General features: G+C 34.8%; 19 protein-coding genes. 9 read left to right on the top strand and 10 right to left on the bottom strand.

The window, feature by feature from the left end; all coding sequences use genetic code 11:
- Window positions 1–186: 186 nt before the first annotated feature.
- The 3 genes from ABS764_RS14430 (at window position 187) to ABS764_RS14420 (ending at window position 2,348) form a co-directional block, all read left to right on the top strand.
- Window positions 187–480, top strand: a complete 294-nt coding sequence (locus ABS764_RS14430) for a type II toxin-antitoxin system HigB family toxin (protein WP_408082495.1) — start codon at window positions 187–189, stop codon at window positions 478–480.
- A 21-nt stretch (window positions 481–501) separates the two neighbouring features.
- Window positions 502–858: a helix-turn-helix domain-containing protein gene (locus ABS764_RS14425; protein ID WP_408082494.1), complete on the top strand. Its 357-nt coding sequence runs from the start codon at window positions 502–504 to the stop codon at window positions 856–858.
- Between the two features lie 140 nt (window positions 859–998).
- Window positions 999–2,348: a DEAD/DEAH box helicase gene (locus tag ABS764_RS14420; RefSeq protein ID WP_408082493.1), complete on the top strand. Its 1,350-nt coding sequence runs from the start codon at window positions 999–1,001 to the stop codon at window positions 2,346–2,348.
- 144 nt (window positions 2,349–2,492) lie between these two features.
- On the opposite strand, the gene ABS764_RS14415 is transcribed toward ABS764_RS14420, so the two are convergent.
- The 6 genes from ABS764_RS14415 to ABS764_RS14390 form a co-directional block, all read right to left on the bottom strand.
- Window positions 2,493–3,071, bottom strand: coding sequence for a PhnA domain-containing protein (locus ABS764_RS14415; protein ID WP_408082492.1), 579 nt, complete (start codon window positions 3,069–3,071; stop codon window positions 2,493–2,495).
- A gap of 145 nt (window positions 3,072–3,216) precedes the next feature.
- Entirely contained in the window at window positions 3,217–3,672 is a 456-nt protein-coding gene (gene coaD / locus ABS764_RS14410; RefSeq protein WP_073246388.1) for a pantetheine-phosphate adenylyltransferase, read from the bottom strand.
- Window positions 3,673–3,710: 38 nt separating this feature from the next.
- Complete coding sequence (locus tag ABS764_RS14405; protein ID WP_408082491.1) at window positions 3,711–4,403, bottom strand: DUF421 domain-containing protein; 693 nt, start codon at window positions 4,401–4,403, stop codon at window positions 3,711–3,713.
- A 252-nt stretch (window positions 4,404–4,655) separates the two neighbouring features.
- The gene (locus ABS764_RS14400) at window positions 4,656–4,997 is read right to left on the bottom strand and encodes a DUF5615 family PIN-like protein (RefSeq protein ID WP_408082490.1); all 342 of its coding nucleotides are present in this window, start codon (window positions 4,995–4,997) and stop codon (window positions 4,656–4,658) included.
- Complete coding sequence (locus tag ABS764_RS14395; protein WP_026714493.1) at window positions 4,994–5,218, bottom strand: DUF433 domain-containing protein; 225 nt, start codon at window positions 5,216–5,218, stop codon at window positions 4,994–4,996. Before ABS764_RS14395 ends, ABS764_RS14400 begins: the two co-directional genes overlap by 4 nt.
- Window positions 5,219–5,432: 214 nt before the next feature.
- Window positions 5,433–6,404, bottom strand: a complete 972-nt coding sequence (locus ABS764_RS14390) for a D-alanine--D-alanine ligase (protein ID WP_408082489.1) — start codon at window positions 6,402–6,404, stop codon at window positions 5,433–5,435.
- Between the two features lie 161 nt (window positions 6,405–6,565).
- On the opposite strand from ABS764_RS14390, the gene ABS764_RS14385 reads away from it, so the two are divergent.
- Window positions 6,566–7,186, top strand: a complete 621-nt coding sequence (locus ABS764_RS14385; protein ID WP_408082488.1) for a PASTA domain-containing protein — start codon at window positions 6,566–6,568, stop codon at window positions 7,184–7,186.
- On the top strand, window positions 7,176–8,219 hold the full coding sequence (locus ABS764_RS14380; RefSeq protein WP_408082487.1) for an RluA family pseudouridine synthase: 1,044 nt from the start codon (window positions 7,176–7,178) through the stop codon (window positions 8,217–8,219). The genes ABS764_RS14385 and ABS764_RS14380 overlap by 11 nt, the downstream gene beginning before the upstream one ends.
- A gap of 78 nt (window positions 8,220–8,297) precedes the next feature.
- Here ABS764_RS14380 and ABS764_RS14375 read toward each other — a convergent pair whose 3' ends face one another.
- The 4 genes from ABS764_RS14375 to ABS764_RS14360 form a co-directional block, all read right to left on the bottom strand.
- Window positions 8,298–8,732 (bottom strand): carboxymuconolactone decarboxylase family protein, encoded by a 435-nt coding sequence (locus tag ABS764_RS14375; RefSeq protein WP_408082486.1) that lies wholly within the window; start codon window positions 8,730–8,732, stop codon window positions 8,298–8,300.
- Between the two features lie 68 nt (window positions 8,733–8,800).
- Window positions 8,801–9,376 (bottom strand): Crp/Fnr family transcriptional regulator, encoded by a 576-nt coding sequence (locus ABS764_RS14370; RefSeq protein ID WP_408082485.1) that lies wholly within the window; start codon window positions 9,374–9,376, stop codon window positions 8,801–8,803.
- A gap of 121 nt (window positions 9,377–9,497) precedes the next feature.
- A complete protein-coding gene (gene trxA, locus ABS764_RS14365; protein WP_408082484.1) occupies window positions 9,498–9,803 on the bottom strand; it encodes a thioredoxin in 306 nt (101 codons plus the stop codon).
- A gap of 14 nt (window positions 9,804–9,817) precedes the next feature.
- Window positions 9,818–11,236, bottom strand: coding sequence for an MBL fold metallo-hydrolase (locus ABS764_RS14360; protein WP_408082483.1), 1,419 nt, complete (start codon window positions 11,234–11,236; stop codon window positions 9,818–9,820).
- 192 nt (window positions 11,237–11,428) lie between these two features.
- On the opposite strand from ABS764_RS14360, the gene ABS764_RS14355 reads away from it, so the two are divergent.
- Genes ABS764_RS14355 through ABS764_RS14340 form a run of 4 tightly spaced genes read left to right on the top strand, consistent with a single transcriptional unit; the run spans window position 11,429 to window position 14,319 of the window.
- Window positions 11,429–12,760: a cytochrome ubiquinol oxidase subunit I gene (locus tag ABS764_RS14355; RefSeq protein WP_408082482.1), complete on the top strand. Its 1,332-nt coding sequence runs from the start codon at window positions 11,429–11,431 to the stop codon at window positions 12,758–12,760.
- A 3-nt stretch (window positions 12,761–12,763) separates the two neighbouring features.
- Window positions 12,764–13,840: a cytochrome d ubiquinol oxidase subunit II gene (gene cydB, locus ABS764_RS14350; RefSeq protein ID WP_408082481.1), complete on the top strand. Its 1,077-nt coding sequence runs from the start codon at window positions 12,764–12,766 to the stop codon at window positions 13,838–13,840.
- A 59-nt stretch (window positions 13,841–13,899) separates the two neighbouring features.
- Window positions 13,900–14,118, top strand: coding sequence for a hypothetical protein (locus ABS764_RS14345; RefSeq protein ID WP_408082480.1), 219 nt, complete (start codon window positions 13,900–13,902; stop codon window positions 14,116–14,118).
- Window positions 14,119–14,319 (top strand): type II toxin-antitoxin system RelE/ParE family toxin, encoded by a 201-nt coding sequence (locus ABS764_RS14340; RefSeq protein ID WP_408082479.1) that lies wholly within the window; start codon window positions 14,119–14,121, stop codon window positions 14,317–14,319.
- Window positions 14,320–14,460 lie beyond the last annotated feature (141 nt).

Genomic DNA, 14,460 nt, shown 5'->3' with positions numbered 1-14,460 from the left:
ATAATAATAATAATAATAATAATAATAATAATAATAATAATAATAATAATAATAATAATAATAATAATAATAATAATAAATTAAATGACTGTTGAAAAACAGAAATTGTAATTTCAGAAAATTGACATATAAAATAAAATCCCATTTTGGGAACTTTTTTATTATCTTTGAAAAAAATCAGTAAATTTGAGAGTAGTAGCTAAAAAAATATTGCGAGATTTTTGGGAGATACATGGTGATTGTGAACAACAATTAAAATCATGGTTTCAGGAAGCAAGTACAGCTGAATGGAAAAATCCACACGAAATAAAATTAGATTATCCAAGTGCTAGTATATTAAACGATAATAGAATAGTTTTCAATATTAAAGGAAATAATTATAGATTAATCGTTAAGGTCACTTATGAATATCAAATGATTTGGATTCGATTTATTGGAACACATGCAGAATATGACAAGATTAATGCAAATGAAATTTAAAAAGTATGAAAATTAAAAAGTATGAAAATTAAACCTATAAAAACAGAAAGCGATTACAATCAAGCTTTACAAAGGCTTGAAATAATCTTTGATGCAAAAAATGGCTCTCCTGAAGGAGATGAACTCGAGGTACTCGGTATTTTAATTGACAAATATGAAAATGAAAAATTTCCTATCAGTTTACCAGATCCCATTGAAGCGATTAAATTTAGAATGGAGCAAATGGGGTACAATCAAAATGATTTAGCAAATATTGTAGGTCTTAAAAGTCGTGCAAGTGAGATTTTAAACCGCAAAAGAAAGCTTTCTTTGGAAATGATTAGACAATTACACGAAAAACTTCATATACCGACTGACGTTTTAATTCAAACGTATTAAAAACAGGAATGTCTAGTAAAGGTTTCGTTTCGTTAGCTGTGGCGAAAGAGTATGGAATTGATATTGTTCCAAACCATTCCATTTAATTTCTACTAAAATCCTACTCTTCATGCTGAGAACTTTTTAATTACCTTTGCCGGATGAATAAGAAACAACATTCCAACAATATACTTTTAAATTTAGGCATCGACAGCCTGAATGAAATGCAACAGGCAGCACAGGAAACCATCTTAAATGATTCTAATGTTTTGCTTTTATCGCCTACAGGTTCGGGAAAAACACTCGCTTTTTTAGTACCTGTTTTAGAGATGTTACAGCCGGAATTTCTTTCGGTGCAATGTTTAATTCTGGTGCCTTCACGCGAATTAGGATTGCAGATTGAACAGGTGTGGAAAAAAATGGGAACTGATTACAAAGTAAATGTCTGCTACGGCGGACATTCGATTGAGACCGAAATTAAGAACTTAAGCAATCCGCCTGCCGTTTTGATAGGAACGCCGGGAAGAATCGCTGATCATATCGAGCGGGGAACTTTCAGAGTCGATAAAATCCAGACGCTGGTTTTAGATGAGTTTGATAAATCGTTGCAACTCGGATTCCACGAGCAAATGTCTTTTATTATTGGAAAATTATCCAAAGTAAACAAACGTGTGCTGGTTTCAGCAACTTCAGATATTGAGATTCCCAAATACACCCGTGTGGTGAACCCAACAATCTTAGATTTTATTCCGGAGAATGAGCAAGCATCGAATCTTTCGACCCAATTAGTTGTTTCTAAAGAAAAAGACAAACTCCATACGTTGTTTCAGTTGCTTTGTTCGTTGCAATCGGAATCGGCAATTGTTTTTTGCAACCACCGTGACGCTGCCGAACGCATCAGCGATACTTTGAACGAAAAAGGTATTTATTCTACGTATTACCACGGCGGAATGGATCAGGAAGAACGCGAACGCGCGCTGATTCAGTTTAGAAACGGAAGTGTCAGTTATTTAATCACGACCGATTTAGCCGCCCGCGGACTCGATATTCCTGAAATGAATCACGTAATTCATTACCATTTACCGTTAAAAGAAGACGAATTCACCCATAGAAACGGACGTACAGCACGTATGACGGCTACGGGAACAGCTTATTTAATAGTACATGAATCTGAGAAAAAAATGGATTATGTAGATTATGAAAACACTCCGGTTCTTTCAGTAGAAAACGCCAAATCGTTGCCAAAAGCGCCTCAATTCCAAACCATCTATATTAGTGGCGGAAAGAAAAATAAGCTGAATAAAATTGATATCGTGGGTTTCTTTTCCCAAAAAGGAAAACTGGAAAAAGGCGATTTAGGTTTGATAGAAGTAAAAGATTTTATTTCGTTTGCCGCCGTAAAATTCAGCAAAGTAAAAGACTTATTGCGCAACATCCAGGACGAAAAAATGAAAGGCAAGAAGTATAAAATCCAGGTGGCCCGAAATGTGATTAAGAAAGATGTTGAGTGAATAGTACCTAGTAATTAGTGATTAGTAAAAAGTGATTAGCAATAAAAAAAATAAATCGTCAACAGCTAGTTGTTGACGATTTATTTTTTTTATTGCTCTTAAAAAGAAACTAGTTACTAATCACTAATTACTAGGTACTATAAACTAGATTTTCTTCACGTATTGCGTAATGATAACAATCTGCTGACCATCTACTTTTCCTTCAATATATTCGGCATTTTCGTGGTCTAAACGGATGTTTCTAACAGCAGTTCCCTGTTTGGCTACCATGCTGGAACCTTTTACTTTTAAGTCTTTGATTAAAACGACAGAGTCTCCGTGTTCTAAAATTACGCCATTACTGTCGCGGGGAACAATTTTGTTTTCGTCATCTTCGCCTTCGCCGGTTGCTTTTGCCCATTCCAGAACATCTTCTTCAAGATACATCATATCCAGTAATTCCTGAGGCCAGCCAACACTACGCAAACGGCTTAGCATTCTCCAGGCTACCACTTGCACCGGAGAGTGTTCGCTCCACATACTGTCATTCAAACAGCGCCAGTGGTTTAAATCTTCGTTACCCGGATTTTCTATTTGGTCCACGCAAACAGAACAAGCCATAATAGCTTCGTCAATTCCGCCTTTTTTTGCAGGAAGCACTTCGTACACTTTTAGGTTTTCCGTTGCACCGCAAAGTTCACATTTGCCACCACTGCGTTTGTTTAATTCTCTGTCTATGCTCATTTTTGATTACAATATTTTTTTGGCGAAAGTACGGTTTTTAGTTATTAGTACCTAGTTCATAGTACCTGGTCCTTAGTATTTGGTCAGTAGTTTTAAAATAGTCTTAGCAGCAAACTCCTAACTTCCAACTTCCCAACCTCTAACTTCACTTCACTCTTACCGCTTTTGGAACCAGCATTTCGTATTCGCCACCATTTCTTAGTACGTCACGTACAATGCTGGAACTAATGTAAGAAGTGCTTGCTGCTGTTAATAAAAACACAGTTTCTATTTTAGATAAATGACGGTTAGTATGTGCGATGGCTTTTTCGAATTCAAAATCGGCAGGGTTACGCAGACCACGCAGAATAAAATTTGCGCCAATTTTTTTGCACAGGTCAATCGTCAAACCTTCATAAGTAATCACCGAAATTTTAGGTTCATTCTTGAAAGTTTCTTCAATAAAACGTTTTCTTTCTTCCAGAGGAAACATGTATTTTTTTTCGGCATTTACCCCAATGGCAATCACAATTTCATCAAATAAAGGAATTCCTCGTTTGATGATGTCTTCATGACCTAAGGTTATCGGATCAAAAGATCCCGGAAATATGGCTTTTTTCATTTTTATAAGATTCAGTGTTAAAATAGGAGAGAATAACGTTAGGCTCTCCGGATGGTTTTTATGGCAGTCACCCATTCCTTTTTATTACAGGTTTCGCAACAGACAGTCTGATGATTCAATTCTTGTATGTTTCCGCAAAAGGTACAGGCATAAATACCTGGTTTCGGAATTGTTTTTGATTTTTTATGATAAAGGTCGGGTAAAATGGGCAAACCGTATTTCACCTCATTTTCTGCATAATAAAAGATACTGATATCACCGTTAGGCTCTATAAAGGCTTTTTCAATCTGCCCCAAATGCTCAACAGATTTAACACGGAGTTCTGAGAAAAATTCATCCTGCGCCAGACTTTCTTTCTTAAAACGATGAATAGAAAACTTTCCTTCGTTAATAAGACACTGGGTTTTTCCTTCAATCAGTTCTTCAAATTTTTTACTTTTTGCTGTAAGCCAGGTAACCAGACGGTATAATGAAATTATCACCAGAAAGACTAATGCTGCCGGAACAATACCTACATCTTCATAAAACATGGGGTCGCCGGCTGCCGAACCCAGAGCAATAATAATCACAGTTTCAAAAATAGATAATTGTTTTACTCCCCGTTTCCCTGCTAATTTTAAAGTGATTAATAAAATTAAAAACATTACAGTGGAACGAAATAGTACTTCCCACAGAAAACTCAGCGGTAAATCGTTAAACAATACTCTGTTCCATTCAAAAATTTCTTTCATGATTTTTAAAGTTATTCGGAGTTGCTAAGGTACAAAGATTTTTAACTGGGAAAGGATATTTTAGAGGAGCTTTTCCTGCTCCTGAAGCTGGGATAAACAGTTTGAATACTTGTTGATTTACTGAATGAGATTGTTTCACCAGTTCGCTATTGCTCGGATAATTCTTTGTTAGGATGTCAAAAATAGGGTAACTATTTTTTAAAACCATACTCTTTTAAAATACAAAAACCACGAAATCTTCGTGGTTTTTGTCTATTTAATTTCTAAACAGGCTATTTTAGTATAGCTGTCAGCGTTGATAAATTCTTCTATAATTTGTTTTTTTGAATTGATAATGTTAGCTAAAAACTCAGTTTTTGTATTGCCAAAGCGAAACCAAATTATTTTAGGAGGATGTCCTTTTAAGTTAGATAAATCAAAAAAATCAGCATCGAATGTTACAATGGTGTATTGATTATTTTTTGCAAATTCCCAAATTTCTATATCAGAGTAATTTTCAACTCCAAGTTGTCTGACTTGTTTTGCTTCAGGAAAATCAGTTTCAATTTTGGAAATAATTCTAAAAGAAATATTTTGATCGAATAATAGTTTCACGATGCAATTTGGATTTTGTGTTCTCTATCGGCAGCATAGGAAAGACAGGCTCTGATTTGGTTTTCGTTAAGTTCCGGAAAATCTTCAATAATATCTTCAAAAGACATTCCGTTTGCTAACCAATTTAAAACATCAAAAACGGTAATTCTGGTGCCGATGATTGTGGGTTTTCCAAATCGGGTTTCAGAATTTATGGTGATATATTGTTTGTAATCAATCATATTGTTTCACTTTTCACAAAGTTAATGAAATAATTAGTTTATTAGTCAGATTTGTAATGTACCTTAAAAGAAAAATAAACAGTTTGAATACTTGTTGATTTACTGGATGAGATTGCCAAGCTATCACTTACAATGAGATAATTGGTGGGTGAAAAATAAAACCACAGATTAAAAGATTAATTTGTGTTAATCCTTTAAATCTGCGGTAAAAATATTAAGCTAATGCCAATTCAATGGCATTCGTAAACAAATCAGTTAATGAAATTCCAGCCGCTGCAGCTTGTTGCGGAATCAAACTTTCGGTGGTTAATCCCGGAATGGTATTCATCTCGAGCATGTGTGGTTCTCCGTTAACGATGATAAATTCAGAACGGGAGAATCCTTTCATTTTCAATACTTCGTAAGCACGTTTGGCAATGGTTCCCACTTTTTGAGTCATTTCGTCCGAAAGTCGGGCGGGTGTAATTTCCTGAGATTTTCCCTGATATTTGGCTTCGTAATCAAAGAAATCATTTTCAGAAACGATTTCGGTAATAGGCAAGACAATAATTTCCCCTTTATAATTAATGACACCAACAGAAACTTCGGTTCCGTCAAGGAAACTTTCAATGATAATTTCGTTATCTTCTTTGTAGGCAGTTTCGATAGCCACAGGCAGTTCTGCTTCGGTTTTTACTTTAGAAATTCCAAAACTGGAACCCGCTTTATTGGGTTTTACAAAACAGGGCAGTCCTACTTTGTTGATAATTTCGGTAGTGTTGATGGCATCACCATTATTTAAATAATATGAAATAGCAGTTTTGATTCCATATGGTTTTAAAACCGACAATAAATCTCGTTTGTTAAAAGTTAATGCGGCCTGGTAATAATCGCAGGAAGTTTGCGGAATACCTAATAATTCAAAATAAGCCTGCATTAAACCATCTTCTCCCGGAGTTCCGTGAATGGCATTGAAGACACAGTCAAAGATAATTTTATTTCCGTTAACGGATACGGAAAAATCGTTTCTGTCTATTGGGAATTCATTGTCAGCATCATCCACATATACCCATTTTTCTTTAAAAATATGGATTCGGAAACCGTTGTATTTAGTCTGGTCTAAGAATTTGTAAACTACGTTACCGCTAATAAGTGAAATTTTGTATTCACTGGAATAGCCGCCCATGATGATGGCAATGTTTTTCATTTAGTTTCGTTTGTATTTTGAAATTGGTTTTTTTGGCCCCGATAGCTATCGGGATAGCTTCTTGTTTCTGGCATTGCCAAGAGTTAATAAGCATTAAACAAAATTATCATTTTTTTTGAAACGAAATAGCTTTATCTTTGCCACTGATTAAAAATTAATATATGAGTTTACGTAAATATCTTACCAGTCGTACGTTTTTCACACAGCTTTTTATTGCTGCTTTGATTATTGCTGTTTTGGGTTATCTTTTTATGCATTGGCTGACTTTTACCACAGACCATGGAAAAGAAATTACAGTGCCTGATTTGAGTAAATTGACAGAAGAACAGGTGGAAGAGAAACTGGATGAACTGGATTTATCGTATGTTTTGCTGGATAGTGTTGATTATAGAAAAGGATATCCAAAATACAGTGTTGTACAGCAGGATCCTTTACCGGGAGCAAAGGTAAAAGAAGGCAGAAAGGTATATATTAAGATTAACAGTTCCGGCTTTTCATCAGTGAGAATTCCGGATTTAATTGAGAAAACTTATCGAGAGGCAGTGCCAACATTAAGAGCTTTAGGGTTGGAAGAAGGAACGATTACTTATATTCCAAATCTGGGTAAAGATATGGTTCTTGAAATGCGTTACAAAGGAAGAAATATAAAACCAGGTGATAAAGTATTGAAATCTTCTAAAATTGATCTGGTTTTAGGTGACGGAAAAGCGAGTTATGAAGAAGATTTTACAACAGATACAATAGCTAACCCTACAGAAGAAGAATTGCCAAATGAACAATAATATTGAGCAGATTGATCTGGACGAAGAGGAATTATTTGAACATTTTAAATTTGAAGTTCCAAAAGGGCAGGCTTTGTTGCGAATAGACAAATATTTAATGGGTCTGATTCCCAATGCCACCCGAAATAAAATACAAAATGCCGCTACCGAAGGCAATATTTTTGTCAATAATGCTACGGTAAAATCCAATTATAAAGTAAAACCTTTTGATATTGTAACGGTGATGTTATCGCATCCTCCGTTTGAAAATCATGTGCTTCCGGAGAATATTCCATTGAATATTGTGTATGAAGACGAGGCTTTATTGTTAGTAAATAAAGAGCCGGGATTAGTAGTGCATCCGGGACACGGAAATTATACAGGAACTTTAGTGAATGCTCTGGCTTTTCATTTTGAAAACTTACCTATGAACAGCAGTGAGCGTCCGGGATTAGTGCACCGTATTGATAAAGATACTTCCGGACTACTGGTGATTGCTAAGACTGAAGCGGCGATGACGCATCTGGCTAAGCAATTTGAAGCTAAAACTACCGAAAGGGAGTACGTGGCTTTAGTTTGGGGAAATGTAGCCGAAGAAAGTGGTACTATCGAAGGAAACTTAGCCCGCCACCTGAAAGACCGCATGCAAATGGCTGTTTTCGCCGATCCGGAAATTGGTAAGCCGGCAATAACGCATTATAAAGTTTTAGAACGTTTTGGTTATGTAACCCTGGTTTCCTGTATATTGGAGACAGGAAGAACACATCAAATCAGAGCGCACATGAAACACATAGGGCATCCGTTATTTAATGATGAGCGTTATGGAGGTCATTTGATTTTAAAAGGAACTACGTTTACCAAGTATAAGCAGTTTATAGAAAACTGTTTTAAAGCATTGCCACGGCAGGCTTTACATGCAAAAACATTAGGTTTTGTGCATCCAAATACAGGAGAAATGATGCGCTTTGACACCGAATTGCCACAGGATTTTCAGGATTGTATTGAAAAATGGCGTAGTTATTCGAAATCGCATGCTACTGACGAAGAAGAATAATTGTTTTTTACAGATAGAAAAAAAATCGGAATAGTATTGAATGCTGTTCCGATTTTTTTATTGAATGCTCCTTGAAATTTAAGAAGCAGGCTCTAATTGTGTACTGATTGCAATTCGGTTCCAGGCATTGATAGTAACCACTGCCATGATAATTTGTGCAATTTGGTTTTTATCGAAAAATTGCGCCGCTTTTGCATAAGTTTCATCAGATAATCCTTTGTTTGCAATTAATGTGATTTCTTCTGTAATAGCTAAAAGGGCTTTTTCTTCTTCAGTGAATAACTGAGTGTCATGCCATGCATTTAAAAGAAAAATACGTTGGGTAGTTTCTCCATATTTTAATGCATCTTTAGTATGCATATCAATACAAAATGCACATCCGTTAATTTGTGAAGCACGAATTTTAATTAACTCTTTTTGAATTTTAGACAATTGTACAGTGGCTAAATAACCTTCTAATGCATACATGGCTTTAAATGCCTGTGGTTCTGTTTCGTTGATGTTTACTCTCATTTTTTTATGTTTTTATATATTAACAGAGCAAAGTTCAGCAATAAAAAACAGTAAAAACTTAAACTGGTTTAAGAACGCTTTTTTTTTCTGATTTCACTTAAATATTCGGGTGAAAAACCCAGAAAAGAAGCGATGAGGTATTGTGGAATTCGCTGTACAAATTCAGGCTGCTTTTTGCAAAGCTGTTCATAAAATTCCTCTTTTGTAAAATCATATAAATATTTAATCCTCATTTGCGAAGCGGCATAAGCCCGCTGATAGATAAATCTGAAATAGCGTTCCATTTTTGGGAATTGTTCCAGTAATTGTTCCTGATTTTCCCTGTCAATAATCAGTATTTGAGATTTCTCAACTGCCTGAATATAAAAGCAAGTAGGCAATCCGTGTTCATAAGCTATGTTATCTGTAATCCACCAGTTTTCTATAGCAAACTCAGTCGTTTGTTCTACCCCTTTATCATTGATGAAAAATTTTCTCAAGCAGCCTTCCAGAACAAAAAAATGCAATCTGCATATGGCTCCTTCTGTTTGAAGGTTTTCTTTTTTATGAACAGTTTTAATTTTAAAAAATGGAACAATTTCCTCAAAATCTTTATCGCTTATTGGAATAAATTTTTCTAAGTGAAGTCTAAAGTTATCTAACATCTTACCGATTTATTAAGGCATTTTCCAAATTTATAAATAATAATTTTTGGTAAGAACTATTATGGTGAAAACATTGATAAGTATTTAACGTTTATTTATTTCAAAAAGCAAAAGACAAATATTAACGTTGTCTTTTTTCCATGATAATTTTAATAATACTGTTTTTGTCGAGAACTCCTGACTGTCGCCATAATTGTTTTCCTTTTTGGAATAAAATCATTGTTGGAACACCACGAACCTGATACAATCCGGCGATTTGTTGATTTTTATCCACATCAATTTTGATAATTGAAATTTCGTCTCCCAGTTGTTCTTTTACTTCTTTCAAAACCGGACTGAGCATTTTGCAAGGTCCACACCAGGTGGCAAAAAAATCGACTAAAACGGGTTTCTCAGATTGAATTAGGATGTCAAATTTACTGTTCATCGTATTTTAATTTATTAATTGTTGAATGTTTTGCTCTGGCAAACAAAATTAGTTTTAGGAGTAGTTGTTTTTGCAATAGCATTAAAACCACCTTCTATTTCAGCAAAATTTCTAAAACCTCTTGCCTGCAATATGGAAGCAGCAATCATACTGCGGTAACCGCCGGCACAATGCAGATAGAATTTTTCTTTAGGATCAATATCTTTTATCCAGTCATTAATATAAGCCAGTGGTTTGGAAAAAGCCTCTTCTACATGCTCAGCAGCATATTCTGTTTCTTTTCTGACATCGATTATTTTGCTTTCGCCAATTTTAATTTCGCTGTTAAATGCTTCTGCAGAAATTCGGTTAATGGTATCGATTTCTTTACCCGCATTTTTCCAGGCTTCAAAACCACCTTGTAAATGTCCCAGAATATTATCAAATCCCACCCTGCTTAAACGTGTTACTGTTTCTTCTTCCTGATTGATTTCAGTAACTAAAATAATAGGCTGTTTTACATCGGCAATTAATGCACCTGCCCAGGGAGCAAAATCGCCTTCAATTCCAATATTCACAGATTGTGGAATAAAACCTTTAGCAAAATCAGTGTTTTTACGGGTATCTAAAATTAATGCTCCGGAATCCTTGGCAATAGCTTCGAGATCTTTGACAGCAATAGCTTTCATGCCTTGGTTTAAAACACTTTCAAAGCTTTCATATCCTTTTTTATTCATAGCCACATTCATTCCAAAATAAGCTGGCGGAGGCAATAAACCATCGGTTACTTCTTTTATAAATTCTGCTTCAGTCATATTGGCTCTTAACGCATAATTTGTTGCTTTTTGATTACCAATAGTAGAGACAGTTTTTTTACTCATGTTTTTTCCACAAGCACTCCCTGCTCCGTGAGCAGGATAAACAATAACGTCATCGGGGAGCGTCATAATTTTATCTCTTAACGAATGATATAAGGTTGCGGCTAATTGTTCCTGAGTCATATGAGCCGCTTTTTGAGCCAAATCAGGTCTTCCTACATCGCCAATAAATAAAGTGTCTCCAGAGAATATTGCATGTTTTTTTCCGTTTTTGTCGAGCAATAAATAAGTAGTACTTTCCATTGTATGTCCGGGAGTATGGAGGACTTTTATTTTAATATTCCCTATTTCAAATTCCTGATCATCAGTTGCTATAATAGCATCAAATTCAGGTTTAGCAGTTGGTCCGTAAATAATTGGTGCTCCGGTTTCTTTGCTTAAATCAATATGTCCTGAAACAAAATCGGCATGAAAATGCGTTTCAAAAATATATTTTAATTTCACTTTATCGCCTTCCAGACGATTCAGGTAAGGCTGAACTTCCCGCAGCGGATCAATAATGGCAGCTTCACCATTGGAAGTTATATAATAAGCTCCCTGAGCAAGACATCCGGTATATATTTGTTCGATTTTCATAACTATTGTTTTTAATTTGTATAACAAAGATAAAGTTTAGATCAGGGGTGTCTGGTGACTAAAGTTACAAAAAGAATTCTAATTGTATTTTTTGTTTAAAACAGTAAAAAAAGCGAATTAAAACCATACTTTTTATAAGGCTTTTCGAAGCATTTGAGTTAAATTTGTGGTATCCAAAAAAAACTCCTTTCTATGGAAGAAATGCTCTTTTATGATCGAATGCAATTTGCATTTACCATTACTTTTCACTACTTATTTCCGCAATTAACAATGGGACTTTCGCTAATCATTGTTTATTTTAAATGGAAATTCTTAAAAACAAACGATCCTCATTATAACAAAGCGACTCATTTTTGGATGCGTATTTTTGCACTCAATTTTGCTATGGGGGTGGTTACCGGAATTCCGATGGAATTTCAATTTGGAACCAATTGGGCTAAATTTTCGGAATTAACAGGTGGGATTATAGGGCAGACACTGGCTATGGAAGGTATGTTTTCCTTTTTTCTGGAATCTTCTTTTTTAGGAATGTTTTTATTTGGTGAAAAAATCCTCGGACACCGATGGCATTTTGTAACCGGATTATTGATTTGTCTGGGTTCATGGGCCAGCGGATTTTTAATAATGGCTACGCATTCCTGGATGCAGCATCCGGTAGGGTTTGAGATTTTAGAAAATGGGAAATTTGCACTGACTAATTTTTCCGCTTTGTTTACTAATGTATGGCTTTGGCCTTCTTATTTACACAATCAGGCGGCTTCTATGGTAACCAGTGCTTTTATAGTAGCTGGAATAGGCGCTTTTTATATTTTGTTAAACAAAAATGTTTCTTACGGGAAATTATTTTTGAAAACAGGAGTTGTTTTTGGGCTAATTTCAAGTGTTATTGTAGCTATACCAACGGGAGATTTATTGGCTAAAAACGTTGTGAAATACCAGCCGGTAACTTTTGCAGCCATGGAAGGGATTTTTCATACAGAGGAAAAAGGAGCCGAAATTGTTCTTATCGGACAACCAGATGTGAAAGATAAAAAACTGGATAATAAAATCGCAGTACCTAATGTTTTGAGTTTTTTAACTTATGGCAATTGGGATACTGAAGTAAAAGGTTTAGATCAGTTTCCGGAAGACACACATCCCACTAATATTTCCGGATTATATTATTCTTATCATATCATGGTAGGTTTAGGGACACTTTTTATTGGAGTGATGGTATTAGCGACTTTCCAACTCATCAGAAAACAATTGTTTCAGACCAAATGGCTTTTATGGGCATTTTTATTCCTGATGCCATTTCCTTATATCGCTAATATTACAGGTTGGTACACAGCTGAATTAGGACGTCAGCCGTGGTTAGTGTATGATTTATTGCGTACAGCAGATGGTGCTTCTCCTACAGTTTCATCCGGAAATACTTTATTTACATTACTCGGATTTGTAGGATTGTATGCTTTGTTAGGAATGTTATTCGCTATTTTAGTGGGAAAAATTATTTATCACGGTCCGGAACCAGTAAAAAAATAAACTATGGAATTCTTTTGGTATGTTGTTTTAATTGGCGTTTTAGCTACTTATTTAGTGTTAGATGGCTATGATTTTGGGGCTGGAATAATTCATTTGTTTTTCGCCAAAACAGAAAAGGATAAAAAAGTCATTACAAATGCTATTGGTCCTTTTTGGGATGCCAATGAAGTTTGGCTGATTGCCGCCGGAGGTATCTTGTTTTATGCCTTTCCTACTTTATATGCCGCATCTTTCAGTGGTTTTTATTTGCCATTAATGATGATTTTGTGGTTGCTTATTTTTAGAGCAGTGGGATTAGAATTGCGGGGACAGATTCACAATCACATATGGGAAGCTGTTTGGGATAAAGCCTTTGGAATAGCGAGTTTATTATTGGCTTTGTTTTTTGGTATGGCATTAGGAAACGTTGTCCGTGGTGTAAATCTGGGGATGGTTGAGAATGGTGTTGCTACTCAGGAACCGCATTTTTTCTTTCTGCCGTTGTGGAATTCTACTTTTAGTCCTGTTGACAGCCAACTTGGAATTATCGACTGGTTTACGCTTTTTCTTGGGGTGGTAAGTGTGGTCGCTTTAATGATTCACGGTGCCAATTGGATTGTTTATAAAACCAATTCGTCTTTGAATGCCCAATTAAAACAAATGGTTTACAAAATGAATTTTGTGTTATTGGTATTAGTAATTGTATCGCTTTCAGTTTGGCACATTATTGAAAAAGAACCTTTTCATAATTTCGTTAATAATCCCATTCTCTTTATTTTTCCGTTAATTACGTTTGTGGGTTTGTTTGGTCTTTTCAAAGTGAGAACTTTTAAGAAAGACGGAACAGGATTTTTGTTTTCCAGTCTTTTTCTTGTAGGAGGATTTACTTCAACTACAGCCTCTATTTTTCCTGAAGTATTGCCCTCTACTAACGCTGTTAATCCTTCATTGACGATTTATAATGTTGCCAATGGGGAGTATGCCTTATCTGTTGGTGTGTATTGGTTTGCTGTGGCTTTGGCATTGGTCATTGGGTATTTTATTATTCAATACAAAGTGTTTAAAGGGAAAATGGATGATGTGGGTTATGGGGAGCATTGATTTTTTTAGTGAGAAGTGAAAGTGTTTTTTTGTAACTTTGAAATTAAGAAATATTAGCCATGGATAGTCAAACTTCAAAAATCGAACTAGTAAAAATGATTCTCAATATTGAGAATGAAAAATTCATTGAAAAAATCAAAGATTTTATTCAAAAAGAAGCAGTTGATTTTTGGGATGAGTTAAGCTTGTCAGAGCAAAAGGAAATAGAAAAAGGAATTGAAGAATTGGATAAAGGAAAAAGGGTTGAATTCAATGATTTTTTTAAAAAAATTTCTTAAATGAAAGTGTTTTTATCAGAAGTAGCTGAAACCAAACTTTTAGAACTAAACGATTATCTATTGGGAAAATGGAATTTAAAAGTTAGAAATGATTTTATAAAAAAGTTCAGTTCGAAAATTGCTCAGATTTCAAATCAGCCCGAAAGTTGTCCTCAATCAAATGTGTTGTTACAAAACAAACTACTTTTTATTATAGAATAAATGAACTTAAAAATGAAATTGAGATTATTACTGTTTTTGATACAAGACAAAATCCAAACAAGTTAGATACAGATATAAAATAGATTAGTATAAAAAAATCTTTATAATACTAAGTAGAGGTATTTAAGAAGTAATCTGTGC

It is taken from the genome of Flavobacterium plantiphilum (assembly GCF_046000495.1).
Lineage (GTDB): Bacteria > Bacteroidota > Bacteroidia > Flavobacteriales > Flavobacteriaceae > Flavobacterium > Flavobacterium plantiphilum.
Note: the sequence above shows the minus strand (reverse complement) of the source record. Positions and strands in the feature narration are given on the sequence as shown.

Coding starts and splice junctions, on each gene's coding strand:
- trxA (WP_408082484.1), bottom strand. CDS start 9,803: ATGAACAGTAAATTTGACATCCTAATTCAATCTGAGAAACCCGTTTTA.
- ABS764_RS14415 (WP_408082492.1), bottom strand. CDS start 3,071: ATGAGCATAGACAGAGAATTAAACAAACGCAGTGGTGGCAAATGTGAA.
- ABS764_RS14345 (WP_408082480.1), top strand. CDS start 13,900: ATGGATAGTCAAACTTCAAAAATCGAACTAGTAAAAATGATTCTCAAT.
- ABS764_RS14385 (WP_408082488.1), top strand. CDS start 6,566: ATGAGTTTACGTAAATATCTTACCAGTCGTACGTTTTTCACACAGCTT.
- ABS764_RS14395 (WP_026714493.1), bottom strand. CDS start 5,218: ATGATTGATTACAAACAATATATCACCATAAATTCTGAAACCCGATTT.
- ABS764_RS14425 (WP_408082494.1), top strand. CDS start 502: ATGAAAATTAAACCTATAAAAACAGAAAGCGATTACAATCAAGCTTTA.
- cydB (WP_408082481.1), top strand. CDS start 12,764: ATGGAATTCTTTTGGTATGTTGTTTTAATTGGCGTTTTAGCTACTTAT.
- ABS764_RS14340 (WP_408082479.1), top strand. CDS start 14,119: ATGAAAGTGTTTTTATCAGAAGTAGCTGAAACCAAACTTTTAGAACTA.
- ABS764_RS14420 (WP_408082493.1), top strand. CDS start 999: ATGAATAAGAAACAACATTCCAACAATATACTTTTAAATTTAGGCATC.
- ABS764_RS14390 (WP_408082489.1), bottom strand. CDS start 6,404: ATGAAAAACATTGCCATCATCATGGGCGGCTATTCCAGTGAATACAAA.
- ABS764_RS14355 (WP_408082482.1), top strand. CDS start 11,429: ATGGAAGAAATGCTCTTTTATGATCGAATGCAATTTGCATTTACCATT.
- ABS764_RS14370 (WP_408082485.1), bottom strand. CDS start 9,376: ATGTTAGATAACTTTAGACTTCACTTAGAAAAATTTATTCCAATAAGC.
- ABS764_RS14405 (WP_408082491.1), bottom strand. CDS start 4,403: ATGAAAGAAATTTTTGAATGGAACAGAGTATTGTTTAACGATTTACCG.
- ABS764_RS14380 (WP_408082487.1), top strand. CDS start 7,176: ATGAACAATAATATTGAGCAGATTGATCTGGACGAAGAGGAATTATTT.
- ABS764_RS14360 (WP_408082483.1), bottom strand. CDS start 11,236: ATGAAAATCGAACAAATATATACCGGATGTCTTGCTCAGGGAGCTTAT.
- coaD (WP_073246388.1), bottom strand. CDS start 3,672: ATGAAAAAAGCCATATTTCCGGGATCTTTTGATCCGATAACCTTAGGT.
- ABS764_RS14375 (WP_408082486.1), bottom strand. CDS start 8,732: ATGAGAGTAAACATCAACGAAACAGAACCACAGGCATTTAAAGCCATG.